Source organism: Pontibacter sp. HJ8, from assembly GCF_054824225.1.
Map to the genome: position 1 here is coordinate 1 of NZ_JSYF01000052.1, position 25412 is coordinate 25412.

General features: G+C 53.4%; 22 protein-coding genes and 1 pseudogene. 12 read left to right on the forward strand and 11 right to left on the reverse strand.

Annotation, left to right across the window (positions count from 1 at the left end):
- Window positions 1-330: 330 nt before the first annotated feature.
- Complete coding sequence (locus tag OB13_RS03025; RefSeq protein ID WP_461488672.1) at window positions 331-756, reverse strand: hypothetical protein; 426 nt, start codon at window positions 754-756, stop codon at window positions 331-333.
- A gap of 291 nt (window positions 757-1047) precedes the next feature.
- A complete protein-coding gene (locus OB13_RS03030; protein ID WP_461488673.1) occupies window positions 1048-1341 on the reverse strand; it encodes a hypothetical protein in 294 nt (97 codons plus the stop codon).
- A 319-nt stretch (window positions 1342-1660) separates the two neighbouring features.
- Here OB13_RS03030 and nuoL point away from each other — a divergent pair, with 319 nt between their 5' ends.
- From nuoL to OB13_RS03050, 4 genes are all read left to right on the forward strand, one after another.
- Window positions 1661-3850 carry an NADH-quinone oxidoreductase subunit L gene (gene nuoL / locus OB13_RS03035; protein WP_461488674.1) on the forward strand — a complete coding sequence of 730 codons (2190 nt, stop codon included), beginning with the start codon at window positions 1661-1663 and terminating at the stop codon, window positions 3848-3850.
- Window positions 3851-4031: 181 nt separating this feature from the next.
- Window positions 4032-5780, forward strand: coding sequence for a complex I subunit 4 family protein (locus OB13_RS03040; RefSeq protein WP_461488675.1), 1749 nt, complete (start codon window positions 4032-4034; stop codon window positions 5778-5780).
- A 58-nt stretch (window positions 5781-5838) separates the two neighbouring features.
- Window positions 5839-7353 (forward strand): NADH-quinone oxidoreductase subunit N, encoded by a 1515-nt coding sequence (locus tag OB13_RS03045; RefSeq protein ID WP_461488676.1) that lies wholly within the window; start codon window positions 5839-5841, stop codon window positions 7351-7353.
- 8 nt (window positions 7354-7361) lie between these two features.
- Window positions 7362-9254 carry an amidophosphoribosyltransferase gene (locus OB13_RS03050; RefSeq protein WP_461488677.1) on the forward strand — a complete coding sequence of 631 codons (1893 nt, stop codon included), beginning with the start codon at window positions 7362-7364 and terminating at the stop codon, window positions 9252-9254.
- Window positions 9255-9713: 459 nt separating this feature from the next.
- On the opposite strand, the gene OB13_RS03055 is transcribed toward OB13_RS03050, so the two are convergent.
- Window positions 9714-9911: a hypothetical protein gene (locus tag OB13_RS03055; RefSeq protein ID WP_461488678.1), complete on the reverse strand. Its 198-nt coding sequence runs from the start codon at window positions 9909-9911 to the stop codon at window positions 9714-9716.
- A gap of 110 nt (window positions 9912-10021) precedes the next feature.
- On the opposite strand from OB13_RS03055, the gene OB13_RS03060 reads away from it, so the two are divergent.
- From OB13_RS03060 to OB13_RS03070, 3 genes are all read left to right on the forward strand, one after another.
- Window positions 10022-10474, forward strand: a complete 453-nt coding sequence (locus OB13_RS03060) for a GNAT family N-acetyltransferase (RefSeq protein WP_461488679.1) — start codon at window positions 10022-10024, stop codon at window positions 10472-10474.
- Between the two features lie 114 nt (window positions 10475-10588).
- Window positions 10589-11299, forward strand: coding sequence for a hypothetical protein (locus tag OB13_RS03065; protein ID WP_461488680.1), 711 nt, complete (start codon window positions 10589-10591; stop codon window positions 11297-11299).
- Window positions 11300-11314: 15 nt separating this feature from the next.
- On the forward strand, window positions 11315-11983 hold the full coding sequence (locus tag OB13_RS03070; RefSeq protein ID WP_461488681.1) for a hypothetical protein: 669 nt from the start codon (window positions 11315-11317) through the stop codon (window positions 11981-11983).
- 88 nt (window positions 11984-12071) lie between these two features.
- Here OB13_RS03070 and OB13_RS03075 read toward each other — a convergent pair whose 3' ends face one another.
- The gene (locus OB13_RS03075) at window positions 12072-12239 is read right to left on the reverse strand and encodes a hypothetical protein (protein ID WP_461488682.1); all 168 of its coding nucleotides are present in this window, start codon (window positions 12237-12239) and stop codon (window positions 12072-12074) included.
- Between the two features lie 13 nt (window positions 12240-12252).
- Window positions 12253-13239, reverse strand: a complete 987-nt coding sequence (locus OB13_RS03080) for a helix-turn-helix transcriptional regulator (protein ID WP_461488683.1) — start codon at window positions 13237-13239, stop codon at window positions 12253-12255.
- A 108-nt stretch (window positions 13240-13347) separates the two neighbouring features.
- Between OB13_RS03080 and OB13_RS03085 the strand changes: the two genes are divergently transcribed.
- The 3 genes and pseudogenes from OB13_RS03085 (at window position 13348) to OB13_RS03095 (ending at window position 18751) form a co-directional block, all read left to right on the forward strand.
- Window positions 13348-15771, forward strand: a complete 2424-nt coding sequence (locus tag OB13_RS03085; protein WP_461488684.1) for a TonB-dependent siderophore receptor — start codon at window positions 13348-13350, stop codon at window positions 15769-15771.
- An 85-nt stretch (window positions 15772-15856) separates the two neighbouring features.
- Window positions 15857-17020 (forward strand): PepSY-associated TM helix domain-containing protein, encoded by a 1164-nt coding sequence (locus tag OB13_RS03090; RefSeq protein ID WP_461488685.1) that lies wholly within the window; start codon window positions 15857-15859, stop codon window positions 17018-17020.
- Between the two features lie 162 nt (window positions 17021-17182).
- Window positions 17183-18751, forward strand: a pseudogene (locus tag OB13_RS03095) (glycerol-3-phosphate dehydrogenase/oxidase).
- A gap of 63 nt (window positions 18752-18814) precedes the next feature.
- Here the strand turns inward: OB13_RS03095 and OB13_RS03100 are convergent.
- Complete coding sequence (locus OB13_RS03100; RefSeq protein WP_461488686.1) at window positions 18815-19060, reverse strand: hypothetical protein; 246 nt, start codon at window positions 19058-19060, stop codon at window positions 18815-18817.
- A 183-nt stretch (window positions 19061-19243) separates the two neighbouring features.
- Between OB13_RS03100 and glgX the strand changes: the two genes are divergently transcribed.
- A complete protein-coding gene (glgX, locus tag OB13_RS03105; RefSeq protein ID WP_461488687.1) occupies window positions 19244-21382 on the forward strand; it encodes a glycogen debranching protein GlgX in 2139 nt (712 codons plus the stop codon).
- A gap of 57 nt (window positions 21383-21439) precedes the next feature.
- The gene (locus tag OB13_RS03110; protein ID WP_461488688.1) at window positions 21440-21718 is read left to right on the forward strand and encodes a GNAT family N-acetyltransferase; all 279 of its coding nucleotides are present in this window, start codon (window positions 21440-21442) and stop codon (window positions 21716-21718) included.
- Between the two features lie 104 nt (window positions 21719-21822).
- Here the strand turns inward: OB13_RS03110 and OB13_RS03115 are convergent, their stop codons facing one another.
- The 5 genes from OB13_RS03115 to OB13_RS03135 all read right to left on the reverse strand — a co-directional run bounded on the left by OB13_RS03115 (window position 21823) and on the right by OB13_RS03135 (window position 25382).
- Entirely contained in the window at window positions 21823-22104 is a 282-nt protein-coding gene (locus tag OB13_RS03115) for a hypothetical protein (protein WP_461488689.1), read from the reverse strand.
- 274 nt (window positions 22105-22378) lie between these two features.
- Window positions 22379-22915 (reverse strand): YceI family protein, encoded by a 537-nt coding sequence (locus tag OB13_RS03120; RefSeq protein WP_461488690.1) that lies wholly within the window; start codon window positions 22913-22915, stop codon window positions 22379-22381.
- Between the two features lie 96 nt (window positions 22916-23011).
- Window positions 23012-23476 carry an META domain-containing protein gene (locus tag OB13_RS03125; RefSeq protein ID WP_461488691.1) on the reverse strand — a complete coding sequence of 155 codons (465 nt, stop codon included), beginning with the start codon at window positions 23474-23476 and terminating at the stop codon, window positions 23012-23014.
- A 138-nt stretch (window positions 23477-23614) separates the two neighbouring features.
- Window positions 23615-24538: a hypothetical protein gene (locus OB13_RS03130; protein WP_461488692.1), complete on the reverse strand. Its 924-nt coding sequence runs from the start codon at window positions 24536-24538 to the stop codon at window positions 23615-23617.
- Window positions 24539-24698: 160 nt separating this feature from the next.
- The gene (locus OB13_RS03135; protein ID WP_461488693.1) at window positions 24699-25382 is read right to left on the reverse strand and encodes a VOC family protein; all 684 of its coding nucleotides are present in this window, start codon (window positions 25380-25382) and stop codon (window positions 24699-24701) included.
- Window positions 25383-25412: the final 30 nt, after the last annotated feature.

Sequence of the window (25412 nt, forward strand, 5' to 3'; positions counted from 1 at the left end):
TACACGAATTTGTATGATATACAGAATAGCGGAGAAGCTGTAGAGTCTGTGTAGGCGTAACAGCCGTTCTGAAGCTATTGCTATACTTGGTTTCAGCTAATTTCTGCAAACGTATCCTGTTTTTCAGTGAAACTTCTTTAAAAAGCAAAGGCTCCTGTAAGGGAGCCCTGCCATTATATTGAAAAATTGTCAAGAACAACTCTTCAACTCTTAGCCGTTGGGTATACAGCAAAAAGTATGCCCGATTTGAGACTAAGAGGGGTTTTTCTTGTGGTTTAACTTCATTAAAATCTGCCTGTTGCTGCCTCAGGCTATACCTAGGTATAGCTTTTATACAGAAGCACTTTGTTTGGCTTGCAGCCACTCCAGGGCGGAGGACTTATCTGCGAAGGTCTGAAACTCGAAGGATACCTGTGCCACCTTCTTTATTTCGCTCCACTGGGCCACATTGGCCTGTTCTCTGGCCATATCTTGCGTTTCGATGCGCGCCAAACGTTGCAGGCGGGTGTAAGACAACTCCTTTACCATTTCGATAGAGAGTGCATGGGATTCGGATGCATTGAGGACTACCGACGAGTTGCTCGCGTCGATGAGCAGGTTTTTTACATCGTAGAGACGTATAACCTCAACTGTTTTAGCCAGTGCCTGCCTGATCTCCGGAAGGAATACCTCCTGCATGTCTGGCCATACCAATTCAATCACATCTTTCGCAGGGGAGTAATCCAGTTTCACGACGTTGTCCTGGTATAGAATCATAGTGCTGAGGTTTTCGCTTATTTTCTGCACGTTCGTGCAGGAAATGTGAAGCCCTAACAAAGAATGAGCACAAATGATTGCATGATTTATAGCCTTTTTGGAAGCATGATCCGTTTAACCCCGTTTAAAAGCACCTGAATTTGTGCAGCACCAATGAGCGAATTTTTAAGCAAGAAGGTAAGGGTAGAAGCGGGGTCTTACGGGAGGGGCAGGCTTGTGAAGAGCATTTATAAACAAAAAGAGGGAGCTACTGCTCCCTCTTTTTGTTTATAAGATTATAACGAAAGGCTGTTATTTGTCAGCTTCGTAACCGGCCAGCTTGATCATCTTGTTGTAGTTACCCAACAACAGGAAAGATGGCGCCCACTGTCCAACGAACAGCGCTTCCTCATCTTTTTTCATTACCTTCAGCGTAGCAGAGATAGCCATAGAGCCTAGGGCTGCCCATAAGAATACATCAGAAGGTAGCTTGGAAGTATATTTTTCAATCGCCGATGCTACCGGTCCCTCTTTATGATTTGGGTTTGCTCTGTCTGCCTTGTTTTTCAGATCCTGAGCATCTCTTTTCAAGTCTTGTGTGTCCATAGTTTTATATTTGTTTAAATGGTACAATACCATTGAAAACGCAGAGCGATTCCTAATGTTTACAAATTTTGAAAAATATTCCGGATAGAGGTATACCGAGGCGGCAGAGGAAATGAGGTGAGAAGCGGTATACTTTCAAAATTCAGGGAATCAACCAACTGCCAGCTGGCTGATAAGATGCCGGATGTTGCCTGGTTAACCGCTCAAAGTAATCCCTATAAAATTAAACCAATATACTTAACTTTGACGGCTGGTAAGGGAGGGGATGTTCGGTGATGTTGCCCTGCCTTTCACTCATTCGCAAAACATTCGGTATACCTTGGAGCTTTCCGCACTTTTAGAGCCATTGGCCGGCACCCCTCAGACGACGCTTGCGATGGGCGTGCTGTTGCTGCCCCTGCTGGCTTTTATCCTGCTCTACGCATTCGGCAAGTACCTGCCACGCCATGGCGATTGGCTGGGTATAGGCATCACCGCGCTCACGTTTGCTGCTTCCCTGTACCTGTTCTTCGAGACCTGGAACACCGCCACCTTCCATACCCGAGCCGAATGGTTTAGCCTTCCGACCGACTTAACCGCCGCCTTTACGGCCGGTATTCTGCTGGATAACCTCACAGTGCTGATGCTGGTGATCGTGACCTTCATCTCCCTGTTGGTGCAGCTCTTTTCGGTGGGCTACATGCACGGGGATCCCGGCTACAGCCGCTATTTCGCCTACCTGGGACTCTTTACCTTCAGTATGCTCGGTATCGTGCTGGTGGACAATCTGCTGCTGCTATTTATGTTCTGGGAGCTGGTCGGGTTTTCGTCTTACCTGCTCATCGGCTTCTGGTACGAGCGGCCCGCAGCGGTGGCAGCCAGCAAGAAAGCTTTCCTGGTGAACAGGGTCGGGGATATCGGTTTACTACTGGGCCTGTTCGCTTTCTATACCTATTTCCGCACCTTCGACCTTGAAGCATTGCGTACCCTGATCGGGGCAGGGGAGTGGGGGAATCATACATTTATGCTGGGCTATACCTTGAACGGGCAGCCGTGGCTGTTGGAGCTGAGCCCGCTTTTGCTCACATTGGCTGGGTTGGGCTTGTTCATGGGTTGCGTAGGCAAATCCGCGCAGTTTCCGTTGCAGGTATGGCTACCGGATGCCATGCAGGGCCCAACGCCCGTGTCTTCGCTCATCCATGCGGCCACGATGGTAGCAGCCGGGGTATACCTGGTGGCCCGTTGCTACGCCTTCTTTACGGTAGATGCGCTTACAGTTATTGCTATAATAGGAGCTATCACAGCCCTGCTCGGTGCCCTGGCTGCGCTCACACAATATGATATCAAAGCGGTGCTCGCTTTTTCCACGATCTCGCAGCTGGGCTATATGGTGATGGGAATGGGGACTGGCGCACACGATGCTTCGCTCTTTCACCTGACCACCCACGCTTTCTTCAAAGCGGCTCTGTTCCTGAACGCAGGTATCCTCATACATGCCATGCACCGCGGCCTGTACCGCTCGCAATTTCATACTGACGTGGATCCGCAGGACATCCGGAATATGGGCGGCCTCCGCAAGGTGATGCCGTTTACTTTCTATACCTATCTGCTGGCTGCTGCTGCCCTGGTGGGCTTGCCCTTGTTCTCCGGGTTCCTTTCCAAGGATGCGATACTCTCCGGTAGCTGGGCCTGGGCGCAGACGATGAGCAGCACCCAGGGCAACAGCCTGTACTTCGTTGTGCCATTTATCGGTTTTCTGGTCGTGCTGCTCACCGCCTTTTACATGGGGCGGCATCTGTGGCTCATGTTCTTTGGAAGCTTCCGCCTGCCCTTTGATCTGAATCATTTGCGCCTCTCGCTAAAGCAGGAGGTCGAGCGGGTCATGTTGTTGCCGGTGGTCGTACTGGCCATTTTTTCTCTGGGAATATTCTTTTCCGTAAACCCGCTGTCCTTCACCGGCAGCTGGGTGATGCAGGGAATCAGTTTAAATACGCTAACCCCGGACGGCGCTTTGCTGGCCGGCAGGCTGGTGCAGGCCGTGGCAGTCCAGGATGCGGCCAACCAGACAGCGCACCTGGTGATCGGTGCGTTATCGGCTTTGCTCGGTGTGGCAGGTATAGCGCTGGCCATCCGGAAATACAGCAGCTTATCGGAAGAGGCATTGCGGCAGGAAGTGCCAAAAGGGGCATTTGCCAGGTTATCTTACCATCATTTTTATCTCGATGGGTTCTATCACGCGCTGCTGGTGAAGCCAACGTTATTGCTTGCCCGCAGCCTATACCGCGTGGACAAGCGGGTGATCGACTATACCCTGGACTACGGCAGCAAGTGGGTGGTGGTGTTTGCCAAAATTGTGAAGTGGTTTGATAAATGGGTGGTGGATGGCAGTGTGTGGCTGATCGGGGCAGGGACGAAAGTGCTGGGACGCTTCGGACGCGGCTTGCAGAATGGCAAAGTCCAGTCCTACTACGCCTACTCCCTTTTCGGATTTATTCTGATTATGCTATATATCATTCTCTCAAATGAGTAATTTCGCTGAAGCTTCTTCGGAGACATTATCCCTACCGAGCGAAGGCAGCAGGTATAGCAGGAAGCGGGTTAGGAATCTGCAATGAATAATGTCCCGGGTATAACCTCCGGAACAGCCTAAAATAAATGGATACAACTCGTCTTGTGTCTTACGTCTTGATACTTGTGTCTTAGAAACATTGATGAACATTATACTTTCCGGCCTTATTTTCACACCCTTGCTGGCGGCGCTCGTGGTGCTGTTGCTGCCGGCCCGTTTGCAGAAACCGATGAAAGCGATCGCCCTGCTGGGTACGCTGGTGCAGCTAGGGCTGGCCATCCTGCTATACCTTCGCTTTGACGGCCATGCCCCGGCCAACGGGCAGACGGGGTACCAGTTTGTGCAGAAGCTGGACTGGATCAGTTTTTCGCTGGGGAGCCTGGGACGCTTCCAGATCGAATACTTTGTCGGCGTGGACGGCGTCAGCATCAGCATGGTGCTGCTCACCGGGATTGTGGGCGTGATCGGCGTGATTTCTTCCTGGACCATCACCAAAAATGTCAAAGGCTATTTCCTGCTATACCTGCTGCTTATGACGAGCGTGATGGGCTGTTTTCTGGCGCTGGATTTCTTCCTCTTCTACCTGTTTTTCGAATTCATGCTCCTGCCGATGTACTTCCTGATCGGTATCTGGGGCGGCCCGAAACGGGAATATGCCGCCATCAAGTTCTTCATCTATACCCTGGTCGGTTCTCTTTTCATCCTGATCGTCATGATCGGGCTTTATACCTCCGTGATCGATCCGCAGGCGACGGCCTTCCAGCTGAATTTGCCGGGAAGTGGCGGAATGGCCAGTGCGAATACGATCCTGCAGGTACAGCAGATGCTGCAGCAAAATGTGCTCAGCTCAGCGGATATGGTCCGCACCTTCAGCATTCCGGCCATGATGGAGCCGGCCAATTTTATACCGGGAAGCCTCTTGCATGTGCTGTCAGGCGTAACGCTCTTTGACCTGCCGATCCGCTATATCGCCTTCCTGCTGGTGTTTGTCGGTTTCCTGATCAAAGTACCTTCGGTGCCGGTGCATACCTGGTTGCCGGATGCCCACGTCGAAGCGCCTACCCCGATCTCTGTTATATTAGCGGCTATCCTCCTGAAAGTGGGCGGCTACGGCCTGATCCGGATCGTATATCCGATCTTCCCGGATGCCGGGGCTTACTTCTCCACGCTGGTTGGCGGACTGGGCGTACTGTCTATCATTTATGGTGCGCTCTGTGCCCTGGCCATGAACGACCTCAAAAAGCTGATCGCCTACTCTTCGGTGTCGCACATGGGCTTTGTACTGCTGGGGGTCGCTTCGCTGACTTCGGAGGGAGTGAACGGTGCCATTTACATGATGTTCAGCCACGGCATCATCTCGGCTATGCTCTTCCTGGTAGCGGGGGTGATCTACGACCGGGCGCACGACCGCATGATCCTCAACTTCCGGGGGTTGGCCAAGCGGATGCCGGCCTATACAGCTTTTGTCGTAGTCGCATTCTTCGCCTCCCTGGGCTTGCCGGGTTTTTCGGGTTTCATAGCAGAATTGCTGGTGCTGCTGGGTAGCTTTGGTGCCCCGGAAACAACGGGCATGCTGCCGAGCTGGATGCCAATTGTGGCGGTGTTGGGTTTGCTGCTGGCGGCTGCTTATTACCTTTGGGCTTTGCAGCGCATGTTTTTTGGCAAGTACTGGATCTTCCCGGAGCTCCGCGAGAAAGCCGTCCTCTCTGACCTGGATTTCAGGGAATACCTGATGCTGGTTCCGCTCGCTATCCTGGCGCTGCTCTTTGGCATCTTTCCGCACCTGCTCCTCGACAAGATCGGGGTAGCGGCGACCGGCTTTACAGAACTGGTGTTGCGAAACGGGCAGGAGCAGCTCAACATGGTGTTGTCAACTGTAATCAATAACTAAGTGCCTTTCCGGGTTTACAAATTCGAAACAGCAAAAAAAAGAATTATACATTCAATAAGTGAACGAACAGGCAGCACAACTCACCCAAGTCATTGACAGCATCCTGGCCGGAGCAGGTTCTCTGCTGCCCGAGTTGCTGCTGACCGGCTTTTTCCTGCTGCTGGTCGCGCTGGACCTCTTCAAATCCAAGACCCTGCAGCGGCTGCTGCCCTGGCTGGCCCTGACCGGTCTTTTCTCTACCCTGATCATCCAGATACTGGGCGGCTATACCTCTGAAGGGGTGCAGTTCCTGAACCTGCTGCGCTCTGACGGCCTGGCCCGTTATGGCGGCATCCTGTTCAGTGTGGCAGGTATAGCAACGGTCCTGCTTTCGCTGCAGAACAGGCGCCTGGAGAACCTGCAGGAGGGACGCGGCGAGTACTATGCCTTGCTCCTGATGCTGGTGCTCGGCCTGAACCTGATGGCGAAGTCCGTCAACCTGCTCATGGTGTTCCTGGCCATCGAAGTCGTCTCCATTGCCTCTTACATCCTGACCCTGACGCTCAAGCAGGAAAAGCGGGCGGTAGAGGCTGGCCTGAAATACGTACTCTACGGCACGCTTTCGGCAGGTGTCATGCTTTATGGCATGTCCTTTCTCTACGGTCTCACCGGTTCCCTCGACTATACCCTGACCGCTTTCTGGCAGTCGCTGCTGGAGGCGAATCCGCTGATGGTGACGGTAGCGGCCCTGCTGGTGTTTGCCGGTTTCTTCTTTAAAATATCCGCTGCTCCTTTTCATTTCTGGGCACCCGATGTCTACCAGGGGGCTCCGATGCCGGTGGTAGCGTTATTCTCCACCGGACCGAAAATGGCAGGTATACTGGTTATTCTCCGGTTTGTAGCCGCCTTTGCCGATCCTGCAATTGCCGGCTCCTTCCAGGACATACAGCTCTTCCTGGGTATAGCGGCCCTCGTCACGCTGGCCGTTGGCAATTTTACCGCCTTGTGGCAGCAGACGCCGCGCAGGCTCATGGCTTTCTCTTCTGTATCCCATGCCGGTTTTCTGCTGATGGCGCTGCTGGCCTTCGGCACAGGCTATACTTCCAGCGTACTGTTTTATATGACGGTGCTGCTGTTCATGAACTTCGGGATGTTCCTGTTCCTGCAGTTCTTTGAAGATGAGCTGCAGGTCAAGACCCTGGCCGGCTTCGAAGGCCTGGGCCGCCACTATCCTTTTATGGGTGTCATGGCCTTGCTCTACCTGCTGTCGCTGACGGGCCTGCCGCCGCTGGCCGGGTTTATGGGCAAGCTGCTCATTTTTAGTAATGTATGGGAGGCTTATACCTTGTCCGGGCAGCGTCTGTTGCTGGCTTTGCTGGTAGCCGGCATTCTGCTGACGGGGGTGGCGTTATTCTATTATATCAAAATACCATATCACCTTTTCTTTAAAAGGAATCAAACTGAAGAAATTTTAGTTATTTCACTGTCGAATAAGCTGCTGCTAGGGCTTTTCGCTTTGCCGCTGCTGGTCCTGTTCTTTAAACCCGACCTGCTGCTGCACTGGATTGAGAGATTACTGGCACAGACACTTTAACAGCACCCATGAGCGATTCAATTAAACACGAATGCGGTATAGCCATGATCCGGCTCCGAAAACCAATTGAGTATTATGTTGAGAAATATGGTACCCCCATGTATGGTGTCAACAAGCTATACCTGCTTATGCAGAAGCAGCACAACCGGGGCCAGGATGGGGCTGGAGTAGCCAGCATCAAGATCGACGCCGGACCGGGTATGGAGTATATCAGCCGCTTCCGGTCTGTGAAGACCCGAGCCATCGACAGCATCTTTGGCAAGATCGGCAAGGAATACAAAAAGCTCAAAGAGAATTATCCGGAGCAGGCAGAGGATACCAACTGGGTGTGGCAGAACCTGCCGTTCCTGGGCGATGTATACCTGGGCCACCTTCGCTACGGTACGCACGGCATCAACAGCGTAGACAACTGCCACCCGATGGTGCGGGAGAACAACTGGCGCAGCAAAAGCCTGGCGGTTGCGGGTAACTTCAACATGACCAACGTAGACGAGCAGTTCCGCAAGCTGGTCGAGCTGGGCCAGCACCCGAAGCACAAAACCGATACCATTACGGTACTCGAGAAGATCGGCCACTTCCTGGATGAGGAAAGTCAGGCGCTCTTCGAGTCGTACAAAAACGACTTCTCCAACAAGGAAATCACCTCCCTGATCGAAAGTAACCTGGACCTGCAGCGGGTGCTGCGACGCGCCTGTAAGGACTTTGACGGCGGCTATGCCATGGCCGGCCTCACCGGGTATGGCGCTTCTTTCGTGGTACGTGACCCGAACGGCATCCGCCCTGCCTATTACTACATGGATGAGGAAGTGGTGGTGATCGCTTCTGAAAAACCGGCCATCAAGACCGCTTTTGATGTGGAATACAGCGAAATCCGGGAAATTACACCTGGCCATGCCCTCATCGTGGACAAAGCCGGCCATGCAGAACTGAAAGAGATCCTGCCACAACTCGAAAAAACTTCCTGCAGCTTTGAGCGCATCTACTTCTCCCGCGGCAACGACCCGGAGATCTACGAAGAGCGCAAAAACATGGGCCGGCGCCTGTGTCCGCAGATACTCGAAGCCATTGACTATGATCTGAAAAATACGGTTTTCTCGTACATCCCGAACACGGCAGAGTCTTCGTGGCTGGGGATGATGAAGGGGATAGAAGATCACCTGCGTGCTTACCGCCGCCAGGCTATCCTAAACCAGGAACTGACCGAAGAGCAGCTGGATGATATCCTGCAGTTCAAGCCCCGCGCTGAGAAACTGGTGATCAAGGACGTCAAACTGCGTACTTTTATCACCGACAACGACAGCCGCGACGACCTGGTAACGCACGTGTATGACACCACCTACGAAGTCGTGAAGAAAGGCATTGATACGTTGGTGGTGCTCGACGACTCGATCGTACGGGGCACGACGCTTGAGAAAAGTATCATCAAAATGCTCGATAAACTCGAGCCCAAGAAAATCATCATCGTTTCCTGCGCTCCCCAGATCCGCTACCCCGACTGCTACGGCATCGATATGTCGCGTGTAAAGGAATTTGTAGCCTTCCGGGCGATGCTGGCACTGCTGAAAGACCGCGACCTGTACCACAAAGTGGACGAGGTATACGACAAGATAAAGGCCGTGCAGGGTACCCCGGCGATCATGGAAACCAATTACATGAAGGAGCTCTACGACCTGTTCACGGCCGATGAGATATCGGATAAGGTGTCGGAGATCGTGAAGGCGCCGGACGTGCATGCGGAAGTACAGGTAATTTACCAACGCATCGATGACCTGCACCTGGCCTGCCCGAACCACAAAGGCGACTGGTACTTTACGGGCAACTACCCAACCCCGGGCGGTACGCGCGTGGTGAACAGAGCCTTTATGAACTTTGTAGAAAATAAATCAGTAAGAGCGTATTAAGAAGCCTCCGAGCTGAATAAGAGAAGCCTGTCCTCCTGTGAGGGCAGGCTTTTTGTTTCTATGAATTGATGAGGGAGAAGGTATAGGCTATACCTATACTTTAGAGTAAGCAGTTCCGGATTTCTTCATCCGAAGCTGGCCTGTTTCGGGTTTCCTAATCCGCCTATACCTGCAGACGGCAAGGCTGACAAGTGTTGTGCAGCCTCTACAAGTTCTGTCATTCTGTTAAGAAACTTGTGAGAAATAGAGGGCCCCTACCCCCGGAGGTTAAGCTTATGCTACTCGCGGGGGAAAGAGTCCCCTTTACCAGGATCCTTTCAGGATGACAAAAAGGAGCCTCTATACCTGCATACGGGGATAAGGATGTCCCCTACAGGTTGTCTCCGGGATTGGGAAATCCCGAAGAGCTGTTGCGAAAGACGTTTTGTCTTAATGAAGTGAGGAATAGGGATAGGCTGCTTATTTCATCAGGTCTACAACCGTCATGATCGCGAAGGCGATGGTGCCGCCGTAGATGGAAAACTTAGTTGTAGCAGAGGCATCGGAAAGGAAAGCCGTGTGTTTGTTGCGTTTCACAAGCCCGAGCAGCGTCAGGGAAAGGTACAGGAAAAGAGCCAGCGGGATCAGATTGAACAGGATTTCGAGAATGTCTTGCATAATAGGAGCGAAGGCTTTGAACCAGGTATAGCACAAAGGTACAAATAACTGCGCGCACCTCTTTATCTTTGCCTGCAGTATAGAACTTTGACGCATAACCCAACCCACACATGGCACTTACCAGCATCTGTAAACCTTTCGGCGAACTCACGCCAAACGAACTCTACGACATGCTCCGGCTCCGGAGCGAGGTATTTGTAGTAGAGCAGAACTGCGTGTTCCCCGACATGGACGACAAGGACCAGCAGTGCCATCACATCCTGTTATACAATGCGCAAAAGGTGCTGGTCGCCACGGCCAGGCTGGTACCTTTGGGCCTTGCTTACCCCGACATGATGTCCATTGGCCGCATCGTGACCAGCCAGTTGGTGCGCGGGACAGGGGTGGGCAAGCAACTTGTCGAGCTGGCCATCGCCGAGTGCTACAGGATTTTCGGGGAAGGTCCCATCCGCATCGGAGCCCAGTTATATGCCCAAAAATTCTACGAGTCTTTCGGTTTTGAGCAAGTCGGCGAAGTGTACGACGAAGACGGAATCGATCACATCAAGATGGTGAAACCGTAGGTATAGCCCGGGCAGGCAATCGGAATGCAAGGGGTTGATATGGCCTTTATTACTATATAGATATTTCACATGAATATCTTAACTTGAGGCAGTTTCAGCTCAATTCCGGACAACATGGTAACTAGAAGCCTTTTCCTGCCTGTATGCCTCCTGCTGATTGCCGCCGGCCTGACAGGATGCATCAACCACGAAGACGACTTCATCAGTAAATACTGCCCCGGCTCCTGCACGGTGGTAAAGGGCCGCATCACCACGGCTGATGGAACCAAACCTATTAGAGACGTCACCCTGACGGCCAATTGGGATAACTCTTATCACTGGGGTGGCGGTACAATCCGTAAAAAAGCCGTGGCCCGGACAGATGAAAACGGCTATTATACCCTGAGCTTCCTGCTCCGCGATGAGGAGTTGGAGCAAGGGTATATCGTTATTGAATCGTCGCTGGATAAGCAGAAATACTTTATTTGTCAGTCAGATGACATCCTCCAATCGGAGACTATAGGCCGGGATACTACGATTTTGCGGGATTATTACTTCCCTGAGAGAGCCCACCTGTTACTGGAGCTAACCAACCGGCAGGCTTTAGGTCCGGATGACAACCTGGCGACCAAGGTAAGTTCTCTGGCAGGTATGGAAGCCGGTCAGGAGTGCAGCCAACTCGTGTCGTGGCGCCTCATGGATGGCGTTACACACACAGTATCGGTCGCTGCCGAAAGCCCGGTGCTGCTGACCAACACCCGAACCAAAGCCAACCTGATCACCACCCAAACCGACACACTCTACCTGTCGCCGGGAGAGCGCCGGACGTACAGGGTCGCATTTTAAGCAGCACATAATCAGATGAAAAAATCCATACGCTTCGTGGTACTTTTTCTTTGCCTGGCTGCTGCCGTACAGGCCCAGGACGACAAGCTTGCTGGCCAGCGGATCCGTATTTCCATCGGTTCGGCCACTCCCGTAGGAGATTTTGATAAAGATCGGTTCGAGGACGACTACCCGCCATTTGCCCAGAGCGGCACAGCACTGTCCATCAGTTACGCCCACGAACTGAAACCACGTATAGCGGTGGGAGCCACGGCGGGCTGGCGCCGGAACGCGTTCAATCTGGACAAGTTCGCGGGAGAGGACGATGAACTGGTGCGAAGCAGGGAGGCGACAGCCTGGCAAACGGGATTCGCGCTGGCCGACGTATACCTGCAACACGGGGGGAGGAGCTTTTTCGGTTACCTGAAAGGCTCGCTGGGTGGCGCCTCCAGTACCTCTCCCAGGTTGGAGGTCGAGACGGAATTCGGTCCCATCCGGCGTAGCTCCGACCAGGCCACCTCGCTGGCCTACGGACTGGCCTATGGGCTGGGTGTGGAGGCGCAGCGCCTTGCCCTGTCCATTGAGATCGGAAGCCTCTCCACAAAACCCACCTTTGAAGTGCGCGATGTGCAGGGAAACAGCACCCGCTACAAGCAGGCCATGCGTACCATCCAGCTTTCGTTCGGAGTTGCCTATACCTTGTAAACAGGCCCGGGACTCTCCCAAACCAAAAAGCAGCTGTGTAACGGATTCCTCGTTACGCAGCTGCTTTTAAGGTATAGCGTATACCTGTTTACTGCTTCAACATCGAAAGCGAAGCACCGGAAAGATTAACCCGGTCGTTTTCCGAGAAGGTATAGCTGAGTTGCGGTATGGCCATATGGTTCAACGCCAGATGGCTTTTGTTGCGGATGTACAGGTGAGCCTGTTGCAGCTCGTTGTTTGCCAGGATAAGCCCCATGTAAGGTATGGCGTTAGTTTTTTACCTCACTGGGCAGAATGCCATAGTGTTTTTTGAAGGCTGCCGTAAAGTAGGCCGGGCTTTTGTACCCCACCTGCAGGGCGATGTCGCCGATAGGTAGCTGCATTTCCTGTAGCAGTTGCCGGGCTGTTTCCATCCGGAGGTTGACCACATAGCCGTGCACGGTCATGCCGACGCATTCCTTAAATCCCTGCTTGAGTTTAAATTCATTCAGGCCCACCAACCGCGAAAGCTGCGCCAGGCTGGGCGGGTGCACGTATTGGGCTTCCAGTATCAGCCGGGCTTCCTGTATCCGGGTTTCATCATCTCCCCGCAACACACTGCCTGCCGGCTGGCTTTTTTGCTCCAGCTGCTCCAGTTGCAGTACCAGTAACTCCATGAGCTTGGCCTCCAGGAACAGCCGTTTGATCTGTCCTGTGCGGTCCGTATTTCTGATGTCGTGAATCACCCGTTTCATGGCAGGCGTTATTTCCAGCAACTCATCCGTCAGGTTGGAATGCCGGCCGGTAAGCACTTTGCCTGCGAAGTCACGGTGCAGCTGGTTGGTAGCGTCCAGCAGCCGGAAGTAAAATGCCTTGGAAAGGATGACCACAAAGTAATTGAAATCGAGGTGGGGCGGCATGTCGAAGGCACCCCGGAAGCTGGGTGTATAGCGGATGTAGTGCATGTTGTTGTTGTACTCCCGCTGGCTTTCCAGGTACTCAATGTTGACCAGGGCCTTGCCTTTAAAAAAGAATCCGAACATGATATTTTCACCTTCCACCTGAATAATGTCACGCACAGGCGCCGTGAAAGCCATATAGGTGTCGATGATGCAAAGGCCGTCCGAGCTGATCTGCCGGCTGACAAGGTTTTTGATTAGGGCATGTTCCAGTTTCACCTCCTGCTCATCTAACATGCTACCCGAGGTATAGCAATCGGCAATGGTTACATCGCATATGAAGCCATCGACTCCCTGTATTCTGGATCTGATCCGCATAAAAATTCTTTTACAGCTATTCTTTCTCCTTTTTCCGATACCCACCCCTGAGGCAGGTTGTATACTTTTGTCAAAAGTACTTATTTATAATTAGTCTAAATAAATAGAATGATAAAAAAGATTACAATCCTCTGTTGGTGTCTGCTCCTGACACAGTTCACCTATGCGCAGTACAAAAGTGCCGGTATCAAGGGAAACGTGCTGCAGGCAAACGGCCAGCCGGTTGAAGCTGCCAGCATCGTGATAGAGCAGCTGCAGGTAGGCACTACGACCAACCAGGCCGGCGAATTTTTTTTGCATCGTCTTCCGGAAGGAACCTACCTGGTACGGGCAATGCTGCTGGGGTATGAACAGGCTTCGCAGGAAGTGCAGTTAACCCAGGGAGAAATCAAGGAACTCAGCTTTCAGCTAACCCCCAGCTCAAAACAGGTGGCCGAAGTGGAAGTTTTCGGGGTGCGGGATAAGCAGCCTGAAAAGCTCGATGTGATCACCCGTCTGCCGCTTAAGCCAAGTGAGCAGATCCAGAGCATCTCCGTTATCTCGGACCGCCTGATCCGAGAGCAGGGAGCCCTGACGATCACGGATGTCACCCGCAACGTGCCGGGCGTGTATAACTTTGCTACCTATGGCAACAAGCGCGAAAGCATGTCCTCCCGGGGCTTCCGGGGTATACCTGTAGTAAAGAACGGCGTGCGCATCAACTCCGATTTCCGGGGCACCGGCGTGCTGACCGATATGGAGGGTGTAGAAAGTATTCAGGTGATGAAGGGGGCAAGCTCCATCACCCAGGGTGTGGCCGGCGACATCGGCGGACCGGGCGGTATTATCAATATCGTGACCAAAACGCCTAAGTTTGAAAAAGGAGGTTACGCTTCCCTGCGTGTGGGCAGTTTCGGGCAGGTACGCCCCAGCTTCGATGTGTACGGCCCGCTCAACGATTCCAAAACAGTGGCTTTCCGGGTAAACGGGGCGCTGGAGCGCGCCGACAGCTACCGTTCTTCGGTGTCGTATGAAAAATTCTACATCAACCCTTCCCTGGAATGGCGCCCGGATGACAAGACCAGCCTGACCCTGGAGATGGACTACCTCAATGACAGCCGCACACCGGATCTGGGCACCATCGCCCTGTCCGATGAGCAGTACGCGATCTATGACCTCCCGCATGACAAGTTCCTGGGCTTTGATACGGACCGCACCCTTACAAAGAATGCCACCTTTGCTGCCCGCTTCAACCGCAAGCTGGACAATAACTTCTCGGTGAGGGCGGCTTACTTCCGCTCCAACCTGGAAGTGCCGGAGGTAGCCACCAGCCTCTCGCAAGGCAAGCGGGACGCAAACGGTGAGTTTATCCTGCCCGCAAACCAACGCACGCGTTCCATCACCCAGTCCAACAGGCTGGATAAGAACTCCGTGGTGCAGTTTGACCTGATCGGGCAGGACGTGAAGACGGGCTTTCTGAAGCATACCTTCCAGGTAGGAGCCGACTTCCGGACCGTGAACCTGGAGGTGCCGACCTATGCCTCTACGCTGATGGATACGATCGACGTATTCCAGGAAATCTCAAACAAGATGGCTTCCACGCCTGTCTCCAAAATCACCGCTACAACCATCAGCAGCGAGGCGAGTCTGGGCTTTAGCGCGCAGGACGTGATCACCGTGACCGACTGGGCAAAAGTGATAGGCGGAATACGCTACAGCACCACCGAGAGCAGGAGCTCTGCGGCAGCCGTAGTCACCCGCGGCCATGCCATCAACCCGCTGGCCGGCGTCATCCTGACTCCCCTAAAGGGCCTGAACCTCTTTGCTTCCTATACCAACAGCACCAACCCCCGCAGCGCCACCCGTCTTGACAAAAACGGCAACGAGCTGGGCAACGAACGCATTGACCAGGTTGAGACCGGCATCAAATCCGACTGGCTGGACAACCGACTCCGCTTCAACCTGACCCTGTACAAGATCAACAACCGCAACATGAACATACCAGCCGTGGAACCGGATGCCAACGGGGTGCTGATCCAGATGCCTTATTACATCAAAGGTGGCAACGACGAGCGGAAGGGAATTGAAGTGGAACTGACCGGCCGAGTGCTGGACAACCTGGAACTGATTGCAGGGTATGCGCTGATAGACGCCAAATACAAGGAACACACCACGTTTGTAAGAAACTCCTCTCCACTCAATACACCCGATCAGACAGCCAACTTCTGGGCAAACTACTCGGTGCGTTACGGAGCGCTGAAAGGGCTTTCGCTGGGTGGCGGTGTCTACTACGTGGGCAGCCGGCCTAACAACGACTGGACCAATGCAGGGGTCAGCTACCACGAGATCACCCCGAACCAGAAGCCCTGGTACATGAAGCCTTATACGACCGTGAACCTGCAGGCCAGCTACCAGGCGACCGAACACCTGGGCATCCGGCTGCTGTTCAACAACATCCTGGATGAGGTGGGTTACAATGCCTACCGCGTATCTTTCATCAACCCGATCGACCCGCGTAACATGAGTGCTGTGCTCACTTACAGGTTCAGATAAGTTAAATTCATTGTTTCACCAGGCAGCCGGTATACGTTCACCGGCTGCTTTTGCAATTATCATAAGAGACTCATTATCTTCGCAAATGGAAAAAACATTCAGCCTGCGCAAACTTTTTAACGACATCCATCTGTGGCTGGGTATAGCCAGCGGACTGGTCCTTTTTGTGGTGTGCCTGAGCGGTACGATCTATACCTTCCACACCGAAATCGAGGAGCTGGCAGACCCGGAAAAGTATGCGGTAACGGTTGCTGCCCATGCGCAGCCACTGTCGCCGGATGTGCTCATACAGCAGCTGGAGCAGCAAAGCGGTGGCAAAGTAACAGCTATCACCATACCCGAAGATAAGAGCCGGGCCTACCTGTTTTCGGTGAAGAAGGCCGGCGAGGAGCGTGGTGCCGGCTACTATGTGAACCCCTATACCGGCAGTATAACGGGTAATCAGCAAGGACCTGTTTCGGAGTTTTTTGTGACCGTGATGAAGCTGCACCGCTGGCTGCTGATAGAAGGCGACGTCGGGAAAATCATTGTAGGCGCAGCTACCATCATTTTCGTGTTCATCATCCTGACCGGCCTGGTGATGTGGTTCCCGGTGAAGCTGAAAAACTGGAAGCAAGGCTTTAAGGTAAAGACGAGCGGCAACTGGAAACGCACCAACCACGACCTGCACAACACCCTGGGATTTTATTCTTCTATTCTGCTGCTCATCATGGCCCTGACCGGGCTTTGCTGGTCGTTTGAGTGGTACAAGGATGGACTGAGCAAAGTGATGGGAGCAGAGGTTTTCAAAGGCCGGAAAGAAAAGCCATTGCCTTCCAGTCCGCCTGCACCCGGTGCGGTAGCTTTATCGGCAGCAGACTTTCTGCAAAAGGCCAACACCCTGCTGCCTTACGACGGTGACACCAAACTGGCCCTGGCAGCAGACTCCGCGAGCTCGGTCGTGGTATCAAAAAACAGGACCGGCTTCTTTGCACTGGCGGCCTCCGACAAGGTACAGTTGGACCAGTACAGCGGCGTTCCGCTGAAAGTGGACATATTCGCTGAAAAGCCCCTCAACGAACAGATCGTGGCTCTGATCAAGCCCCTGCACCTGGGCGATGTATACGGCACCTTCTCCAAGATCCTCTACTTCATTGCCTGCCTGATCGCAACCAGCCTGCCTGTGACCGGCACCCTGATCTGGATCAACAAGCTGCGTAAGAAATCAAAGAAGAAAACAATTGGCCGGATGAAAAGCCAGATGGCCTGATAAGCAAACGTATTAATACAAATAGCCCGCCCCGAAAGCGGGCTATTTGTATTTTAGTCCGGTACTTCACTCGGGAAAGGAAGCAACGCTACATCCTCCGGACAAAGTTGTACGTTTAGCAAAAATCTGCATCCCCAAAAACCTAAAGCACTGCTCTGCATGATGGACCGTTCCCGATTTATACAGCAACTGGAGAACACCCGGGCCGTCTGGGACATCATCGTAATAGGAGGGGGTGCAACCGGTTTGGGTATAGCTCTGGATGCGGCTCTACGCGGGTATATGGTGTTGCTGCTGGAGCAGGCTGATTTTGCAAAAGGCACCTCCAGCCGTAGCACCTAGCTGATTCATGGCGGCGTGCGCTACCTGGCCCAGGGGAAAGTGAAGCTGGTGCTGGAGGCCCTGAAAGAGCGGGGCCTCTTGCTGAAAAATGCCCCGCACCTCGTCCACAAACAGACCTTCGTTATCCCGCACTATACCTGGTGGGGCGGCCTGTTTTATACGGCCGGCCTCCGGGTATACGACCTGCTGGCGGGGCGCCTGAGCCTGGGCAAGAGCCGTTACTGTAGCAAAGAAGAAACCCTGGCTGCGCTGCCCGGCATCCGGGCGACCGGGCTGAAGGGCGGCACGGTATACCAGGATGCGCAGTTTGATGATGCCCGCCTCGCGGTGAATCTAGCGCAGACGGCAGCCGAACAGGGTGCCTGCGTACTCAACTACATCCAGGTGACAGGGCTCCGGAAAGATGACACCGGCCAAGTGAACGGGGTAGAGGCCCGGGATCTGGAAACAGGCAAGCTATCCCTGCTGAAGGGGAAAGTAGTAGTCAATGCGACCGGGGTATTTGTGGACGAGATTCTCAGGATGGAGAACCCGGCAGCCCGTCCGCTGGTCCGCCCGAGCCAGGGAGTGCATGTGGTACTAGACCGGTCTTTCCTTCCCGGAGCCAACGCCCTGCTGATCCCGAAAACAGCGGATGGGCGGGTGCTTTTTGCCGTGCCCTGGCAGGGCAAACTGGTCGTAGGAACCACCGACACCCTACAGGAAAAGACTTCCCTGGAGCCGCAGGCGCTGGAGGAGGAGATCGATTTCATCCTGCATACAGCCGGCCTATACCTGTCCCGGAAACCAACCCGCCAGGATGTCCTTTCTGTTTTTGCCGGCCTTCGCCCCCTGGCCGCCCAGGAAGGGAACAAGCAGTCCACCAGCCAGATCTCCCGCAACTACAAGCTCATGGCTTCCCAAACAGGCCTCATCACGATAACAGGCGGCAAATGGACCATCTTTCGCAAAATGGCAGCAGATACGGTGGATCTTGCCATCCGGGTCGCAAATCTTATACCTATACCTGGCCGCACCGCCCGCTTTCCCATCCACGGCAGCCTTCCTGCTCAGCCGGCAGACGGGCACCTGGCCGTATACGGATCGGATGCGCCGGCAATACGGCAACTCCTGGCGCAGCAGCCCGAGCTGGCTGCCAGGCTTCACCCGGACTATGCCTATACCTGTGCGGAAGTCGTATGGGCAGCCCGGGCCGAAATGGCCCGTACCGTGGAAGACGTGCTGGCCCGGCGGGTGCGGCTGTTGTTCCTCGATGCCCGTGCCGCCATAGCTGCTGCGCCGGTGGTGGCGAAACTGTTGGCCGGGGAGCTGCACAAAGACGAAAACTGGCAGGAACAGCAGGTACGGGAGTTTACCTGCCTGGCCGCCCGCTATACCCTGGCCAGCTGATCCGGTAGCTATCCCTTCTCCTTGTTGACAATACGGGTGAAAGTACACTGCTGTATGCCCGGTTCAATGCTCGGAAGAACGTACGGGGTTGTGCTGTTCGGTGTGTTTCACCAGTTCCTGGTATACCTGTCCGGCCTCTGTCTTTTCGAAAATCTTCTGGGAACTTCCAAAGTCCAGTACCAGCTTGGCCGTCTGCTCCCGGGTTTCCGGTTTGAAAGTCAGGAAGCAAAGCTTGTTGATGTCCAGCAGGAGTACCGATGGTGTCTCTCCGCTTCCCAGGGTTACGGTTATAAATTTGGTTTCGGTCATGTTCTGATTTGCCTGTAAGTGCTCTACTATAAGGTACGATCCAGGCCGGGATTTGTCAAAACCAGTCTTCCCGAACTTAGAAAAGCACATTTTTGAAGGGCAGATCATGACTGTTTGATCCTGTTATCCGTAGAAGCATTCAATCTAAAATACATTCTACTACAGCGTTTTCGCTTACAAAATATGAATATTACTGTTTATCCAGGCAGTCCTTATCCTTTGGGAGCCACATGGGACGGAGAAGGAGTGAACTTTGCACTCTATGCTGACAATGCGACCGGGGTGGAGCTCTGCCTTTTCAATTCCACAGAAGATGAAACGGAGTCGGTGAAAATCAAGATGACGGAGCGGACCCACCAGGTATGGCACGTATACCTGCCGGAAATCAAACCGGGCCAGTTATACGGCTACCGGGTAGACGGTCCCTTTGAGCCGGAGAACGGCCACCGGTTCAATCCGAATAAACTGCTGATCGACCCCTACGCTAAAGCTATTTCCGGTACCATCAGCTGGCACGATTCCCTGTTTGGGTATATCATCGGGGATCCGGATGAAGATACGAGCTTCAGTGAGGTGGACAGTGCCCCTTTTATACCTTGTTCTGTGGTAGTGGATCAAAACTACGATTGGGAAGGCGACAAGGCCCCCAAGGTCCGGTATCATGAATCCATCATCTACGAGACGCATGTAAAGGGCTTCACAAAACTGCACCCCGGCATACCTGAAAAGATACGGGGCACTTACGCTGCCATCGGGCACCCGGTAACGATCAAATACCTCCAGGAGCTGGGCATCACGGCCATCGAACTGATGCCGGTACACCACTTTATTACGGATCGCCACCTGTCCGATCAGGGGCTTACCAACTACTGGGGCTACAACTCGATCGGTTTCTTTGCACCCGATGTGCGCTATTCGAGCAGCGGGACCCTGGGCGAGCAGGTCGTGGAGTTCAAGGACATGGTCAAAGAACTGCACAAGGCAGGTATAGAAGTGATCCTGGATGTGGTCTACAACCACACCGGCGAAGGCAATCACATGGGACCTACGCTCTCCTTCCGGGGAGTGGACAATTCTTCCTACTACAGACTGGTCGAAGAGGATAAACGGTTCTACATGGATTATACCGGCACGGGCAATACGCTCAATGCGATGATGCCCCCGGTGCTGCGCATCATCATGGACAGCCTGCGCTACTGGATACTCGAAATGCACGTGGATGGCTTCCGGTTTGACCTGGCCGCCACACTGGCGCGGGAGCTGCATGAGGTAGACCGTCTGGGTTCCTTCTTTGACATCATCCACCAAGATCCAGTCATTTCTCAGGTCAAGCTCATTGCCGAGCCCTGGGACATCGGGGAGGGGGGCTACCTGGTAGGCAAATTCCCGCCGGGATGGGCCGAATGGAATGGCAAGTACCGGGACTGTATACGCGACTACTGGCGCGGCGAAAACAGCACGCTGGGCGAGTTTGCCGCGCGCTTTACCGGCAGCCCGGATCTGTACCAGGGGGACTTCCGCCGGCCTACGGCGAGCATTAACTTTATAACGGCGCACGATGGTTTTACGCTGCACGACCTGGTATCTTACAACGAGAAACATAACGACGCCAACGGTGAAAATAACCAGGATGGCGAGAGCCACAACCGTTCCTGGAACTGCGGGGCCGAAGGCCCTACAAAAGATACTAAAATAACAGAGCTGAGGCAGCGGCAGAAACGAAACTTCCTGACCACACTTTTCCTGTCGCAGGGGGTGCCCATGCTGGTGGCCGGCGACGAGATCAGCCGCACCCAGTTAGGCAACAACAACGCCTACTGCCAGGACAATGAAATATCCTGGATCAACTGGTTAACTGCCGACAAAGAACTGCTGGCGTATACCCGTAAACTGATCAGCCTCCGCAAAAATCACCCTGTATTCTGCCGGCGCCGCTGGTTTCAGGGCCAGCCCATCAAAGGCATGGGGGTCGATGACATCGCCTGGTTTCTGCCGGAAGGATCTGAAATGACAGAGGAGCACTGGAACCACGATTATGCCAAATCGCTCGGGGTGTTTCTGAACGGAAGGGGCCTGCACTCGGTAGGGCCGAAAGGGGAGCAGATCATCGACGACAGCTTCTATGTTATCTTCAATGCGCACCACGAAGCACTGGATTATACCATACCTGAAAAGAAGTATGGTGCCCACTGGACCAAGATTGTGGATACGAGCCTGAGCAGCGTGGAGGAGAACGGCACTTTTGATGCCGGTCAAACCATACGCGTAGAAAGCCGTTCCATTATTGTGCTGCATCATCCTGTTGCCAAACAGGTGGGATAAGCGCCTGAGCAGGGTGACGCGGGACAGAATTATTACACATCAAAAGAGAGAATTATCATGGATGTTAACATAACGCATAACAAAGAGGATCAACAGTTCACGGCCAACCTGGGAGATGACGAAGCCGAACTGGCCTATGCCACTCCTTCGCCGGATGTGCTGGACTTTACCCATACCTATGTGCCCGAGTCGGCAAGAGGCAAGGGCATTGCCAGCAAACTCATCGAGAAAGGGTTGTGCTATGCAGAAGACAATGGGCTGCTGGTGATCGCTTCCTGCCCGGTAGTAAAGAAATACATCGACAACAACCCGGATTACCAGAAACTACTGAAGTAGCAACAGGGTAGGGGAAGACTGTCTTTTCCTGGATTCAGAAGATTTGAGAAAGGGATTTGAACAAACAAAAAGGCTGCAGGTTAACCTGCAGCCTTTTTGTTTGTTCAGGATTTGTAAGTGGCCATATAGGTGAGGGCGGACAGAATGAGGGGATGTTTTTGCTGCATCTTCTCCAGCAACTGCTCCATGACCAGGTAATCGCTCACATTGGTGCTGATCTCATCGCAAAGCAGCAGGTATTTATACCTGATCACGCCAATGTAGCATTTGTCATCATTGTTGAGCAGGTAGTTGCATATGTTCAGGTATAGCTCCTGAGCTTCCTTTTCCCTCAGCTCCACCTTCAAGGTGTCTTTTATAGCTTTTTTAGCGCTTTTCTTTTGCATAGTTGTAGAAGGCATAAATGCATCAGGTCGACTAGTGTAATACGGCTATAGACCGAAGGGTTTTCCTATATTAGCTTATTTAAGTATTTAATCTCCAAGTAAGTATTTTCCCTGACTTCAGGGCAGTTAGGATATAGTCACATCCGGCCATAACCAACTGCCTGAACAGGCCACGGGAGCCAAATAAGCCGGATATAATGTCCTATTCCGGGGCAGGGTTGGTTCCGGGTATTGTTCTAACTGGAAAGCTGTCAGTAGCCTGCCTGTTTATACACTAACTCTGTTTCACGAGCTGAATTTCGCAATGTAACCGGATCTCATCGCTAACGACCACACTGCCTGCTTCAGTCACGGCGTCCCAGGTCAGCCCGAACTCCTTGCGGTTGACTTTGCCATCCACGCTGAAACCTGCTTTGGTCTGTCCGTAAGGATCTACCACAATCCCATGGTATTCGACATCCAGCGTGATGGGTTTGCTCGTGCCTCTGATGGTCAGCTCACCGTTCAGTTTTTCGAATCCTGCTTCGATCTCTTCATAGTCCCTGCCTTCGAACCGTACCTGCTCATGGGTGCCGGCATCGAAGAAGTCAGCCGATTTGAGGTGGGTGTCGCGCTGTTCGTTGTTGGTGTTGATGGAGTCTATATCAGCCGTGAACACAATGCTTTTGGTTTTGGAGAAGTCTTCGCCTTCGGTTTCGACTTCGAGGTTGAACTTGCTGAAATAGCCTGTAACCGTGGTAATCATGAGGTGGCGTACCTTAAACTGTATTTCGCTGTGTGTCGGGTCTATGACCCATTTCGTTGTTGCCATCGTTGTTGTTGTTTTAAGTAGTTCATTGTTAGCGCCTTTACAAATACTGTATAGACAAGTAAAGGGTTGCACCCGGTATACCTCCGGGGCTCTAACTCATTTATCAGAATTAATCAGAGAGGGGGGATAGCCCGCCTGGAAGGTCGCTACCGCGCTTTTGTTGTGGAAAAGCGTCAGCACATCACCCGCTATCTCGTAGGAATCCACCTGATCCAGTATCTTCATCATAAAGTTCTCCTGTTCTATGTTCGGACACGACATGCGGGTCGTGCTCAGGTTGGTCAGTTGCAGGGAGTCGTTCCTGAGCTGGTACCTTCCCGTCAGCCGGTTGCAGCCCGCAAAGCCTTTCACTTCATCGTTGCCTTCTTCGAAGCGGATGTAAGCGGTATGCGTGTCGGGTACACCTTCCAGGTCTTGTCCCTGCAGGGAAAGCAGCATCCAGTAAGAGCCTTGTATACCTGCGACTCCTTCGGAAAACTGCCGGTTCTTGGGCTGCAACGTGCAGGCGCCTGCCAGGATCAGGAGTACGACAAGGTAGGTATAGCGTAATTGATGTTTCATGTTGATGATCGGTTCAGTGGATGATGTGTGAAGAAGCGAACGCATTTGGCTGCTTCGCCATTACGCGCGTGGTGTGGAACAAGGTATAAGCGGGGTATAACCCGGAAGCCCACAGGGGAGTGGACTTCCGGGCTGGTATTATTTCTGATAGCCACGTACCCCGGGGCCATAATTGGTTATAGGGGAACTGGCCGAATAATCCGGGCCTGACCTTTGTCCATAGCCTTTGGGGCTTCGGCTGGGATAATCGTCGCTGGTGTGGTCGAACATACCCTGGTCGCGGCCCTGGCCTTGCTCGGCGAGATAGGCTCTGTTGGAGCTGTAGCTGCCGGTGGCGTAGTTGTCATCGCGGCCCTGCCGATTGCGGTTACGGTGGTCATAGTTGGTGCCGTACTGGTTCCCATAGTCGTTATCGCTGCTGCCGCGCGAATGCTCGCCCCGGTCAATGTAGCGGTCGTCCAGGCTTTCTGAATTTTCGATACTACGTCTGCCATCCTGCCGGCCATGGGCATAATTGTAACGCTCGTCCTGGCCATATTGATCGAACCTTCTGCCCTGACCGGAGGACTGGTAACTGTTTTCCTGTCGGGAGTAGCGGCGGTTGCCGTGGTCTACTTCGTTTTCGCGCCAGCTGGTGCCCCTGGTCCGCTCATACCCATCGTTGCGCTGGTTGTCCATGTAAGGATTCGGGTCACCGTAGTGGTAATGGTCACTGCCGGAGCCGTAGCTACTCTTGTTGCGGTCACTGCCATACTGGCCGCTGGGTCCCCATTCGTTCTGGTGCATCTGGCCCTGGGTATGGCGGTCGTTCTGGTCATAGTTGCCGCGCCGGCTGCTGGCGCCAGAACCGGCCGTTGGCCCCCAGGTAGCGTTACCGTAGTTGCGTCCCTGGCTCCTGACATCGCTGTAAGGGCTGTCCTGACCACTCATCCCGTAGTAGTTGCCTTTGCTCTCATAGCGTGTCAGGTAATTGGAGAGGCCGTAGTCATCGTCTTGTCTGTTTCTGGAGTCATGGCGATTTCCCTGGTAGTCTCTGTCGTAATTTTGCTCGTTATGTCTCATAGTTTCTCGTGTTTAGGTTCACAATCGATTCTGCCTTTTAAACGGCCTGCAGCCGGCAGTGTTTAAGAAGCAGTAGAATTTGGCCCGGAGCTTCCTGCCAGCGCATACCCTGCGGGGCCTGTTTCAGGTGCAGTTTCCCTTCCTAATACCTGGGTCATGCTCATCTGGTCTGAGTGCGGACCGGCAGGATGTGGAAAGCGCCATGATGGACCGGGTTTGTACCGGCAGCTTGTACCTCGACCCGCATCGGCAAGGAGGCTGCCGGGTTGATGGTCGGAAACCAGGGGCGCTGTTCCTGCACGACAATAAACATTCCTTCTTCATCCCCAACTGCTTCAAAGTGTTCTGTGGCCAACTTCCAGCGGGCGAGTTGCAGCTCCTCCCGGAGCTGCTGGCTGAAACCCGGAACATCCGCCACCGGCAGCCCCACTTCTGCCAGTCCGAGGATCTGCTCAGGCCCGAATGGTGTCGCAGTGGCAGGTGCCGCCTTGTGCGCGATCAGCTCGAGTATGTTGAAGTCGGTGTCGTAAAAGTAGAGGGCGTAAGCCTCCCAGCGTTGATGATGCACGACCGGAGTGACAGCACCCGGTGCGTACAGAAAAGCCACCCGTTCCCGCAGCCAGTCGGTCGCCTCCCGTACCTTGTTGTGCGGGATGTTGAAGGCAAAATGATACGGGCCCGCCGGCCTTTTGCTCACCTGCCGGAAGGTGATCGTGCTGAAGCCAGCCTGTACGCTGAAATGCTGATCATCTTCCGAAAGCACGGGCAACTGCAGCACACGGGTATAGAACTCCTTCAGCGTTTCCGGCTGCGAGGTCTCTAGTTCAAAGGAAATGATTTTCATAGTTCATCAATGGATTTTGTCAATACAGAT

Excerpts from the sequence above, each read along its gene's own strand:
- OB13_RS03025 (WP_461488672.1), bottom strand. The coding sequence starts at position 756 with ATGATTCTATACCAGGACAACGTCGTGAAACTGGATTACTCCCCTGCG.
- OB13_RS03030 (WP_461488673.1), bottom strand. The coding sequence starts at position 1,341 with ATGGACACACAAGACTTGAAAAGAGATGCTCAGGATCTGAAAAACAAG.
- OB13_RS03040 (WP_461488675.1), top strand. The coding sequence starts at position 4,032 with ATGAACATTATACTTTCCGGCCTTATTTTCACACCCTTGCTGGCGGCG.
- OB13_RS03050 (WP_461488677.1), top strand. The coding sequence starts at position 7,362 with ATGAGCGATTCAATTAAACACGAATGCGGTATAGCCATGATCCGGCTC.
- OB13_RS03055 (WP_461488678.1), bottom strand. The coding sequence starts at position 9,911 with ATGCAAGACATTCTCGAAATCCTGTTCAATCTGATCCCGCTGGCTCTT.
- OB13_RS03060 (WP_461488679.1), top strand. The coding sequence starts at position 10,022 with ATGGCACTTACCAGCATCTGTAAACCTTTCGGCGAACTCACGCCAAAC.
- OB13_RS03065 (WP_461488680.1), top strand. The coding sequence starts at position 10,589 with ATGGTAACTAGAAGCCTTTTCCTGCCTGTATGCCTCCTGCTGATTGCC.
- OB13_RS03070 (WP_461488681.1), top strand. The coding sequence starts at position 11,315 with ATGAAAAAATCCATACGCTTCGTGGTACTTTTTCTTTGCCTGGCTGCT.
- OB13_RS03075 (WP_461488682.1), bottom strand. The coding sequence starts at position 12,239 with ATGGGGCTTATCCTGGCAAACAACGAGCTGCAACAGGCTCACCTGTAC.
- OB13_RS03080 (WP_461488683.1), bottom strand. The coding sequence starts at position 13,239 with ATGCGGATCAGATCCAGAATACAGGGAGTCGATGGCTTCATATGCGAT.
- OB13_RS03085 (WP_461488684.1), top strand. The coding sequence starts at position 13,348 with ATGATAAAAAAGATTACAATCCTCTGTTGGTGTCTGCTCCTGACACAG.
- OB13_RS03090 (WP_461488685.1), top strand. The coding sequence starts at position 15,857 with ATGGAAAAAACATTCAGCCTGCGCAAACTTTTTAACGACATCCATCTG.
- OB13_RS03100 (WP_461488686.1), bottom strand. The coding sequence starts at position 19,060 with ATGACCGAAACCAAATTTATAACCGTAACCCTGGGAAGCGGAGAGACA.
- glgX (WP_461488687.1), top strand. The coding sequence starts at position 19,244 with ATGAATATTACTGTTTATCCAGGCAGTCCTTATCCTTTGGGAGCCACA.
- OB13_RS03110 (WP_461488688.1), top strand. The coding sequence starts at position 21,440 with ATGGATGTTAACATAACGCATAACAAAGAGGATCAACAGTTCACGGCC.
- OB13_RS03115 (WP_461488689.1), bottom strand. The coding sequence starts at position 22,104 with ATGCAAAAGAAAAGCGCTAAAAAAGCTATAAAAGACACCTTGAAGGTG.
- OB13_RS03120 (WP_461488690.1), bottom strand. The coding sequence starts at position 22,915 with ATGGCAACAACGAAATGGGTCATAGACCCGACACACAGCGAAATACAG.
- OB13_RS03125 (WP_461488691.1), bottom strand. The coding sequence starts at position 23,476 with ATGAAACATCAATTACGCTATACCTACCTTGTCGTACTCCTGATCCTG.
- OB13_RS03130 (WP_461488692.1), bottom strand. The coding sequence starts at position 24,538 with ATGAGACATAACGAGCAAAATTACGACAGAGACTACCAGGGAAATCGC.
- OB13_RS03135 (WP_461488693.1), bottom strand. The coding sequence starts at position 25,382 with ATGAAAATCATTTCCTTTGAACTAGAGACCTCGCAGCCGGAAACGCTG.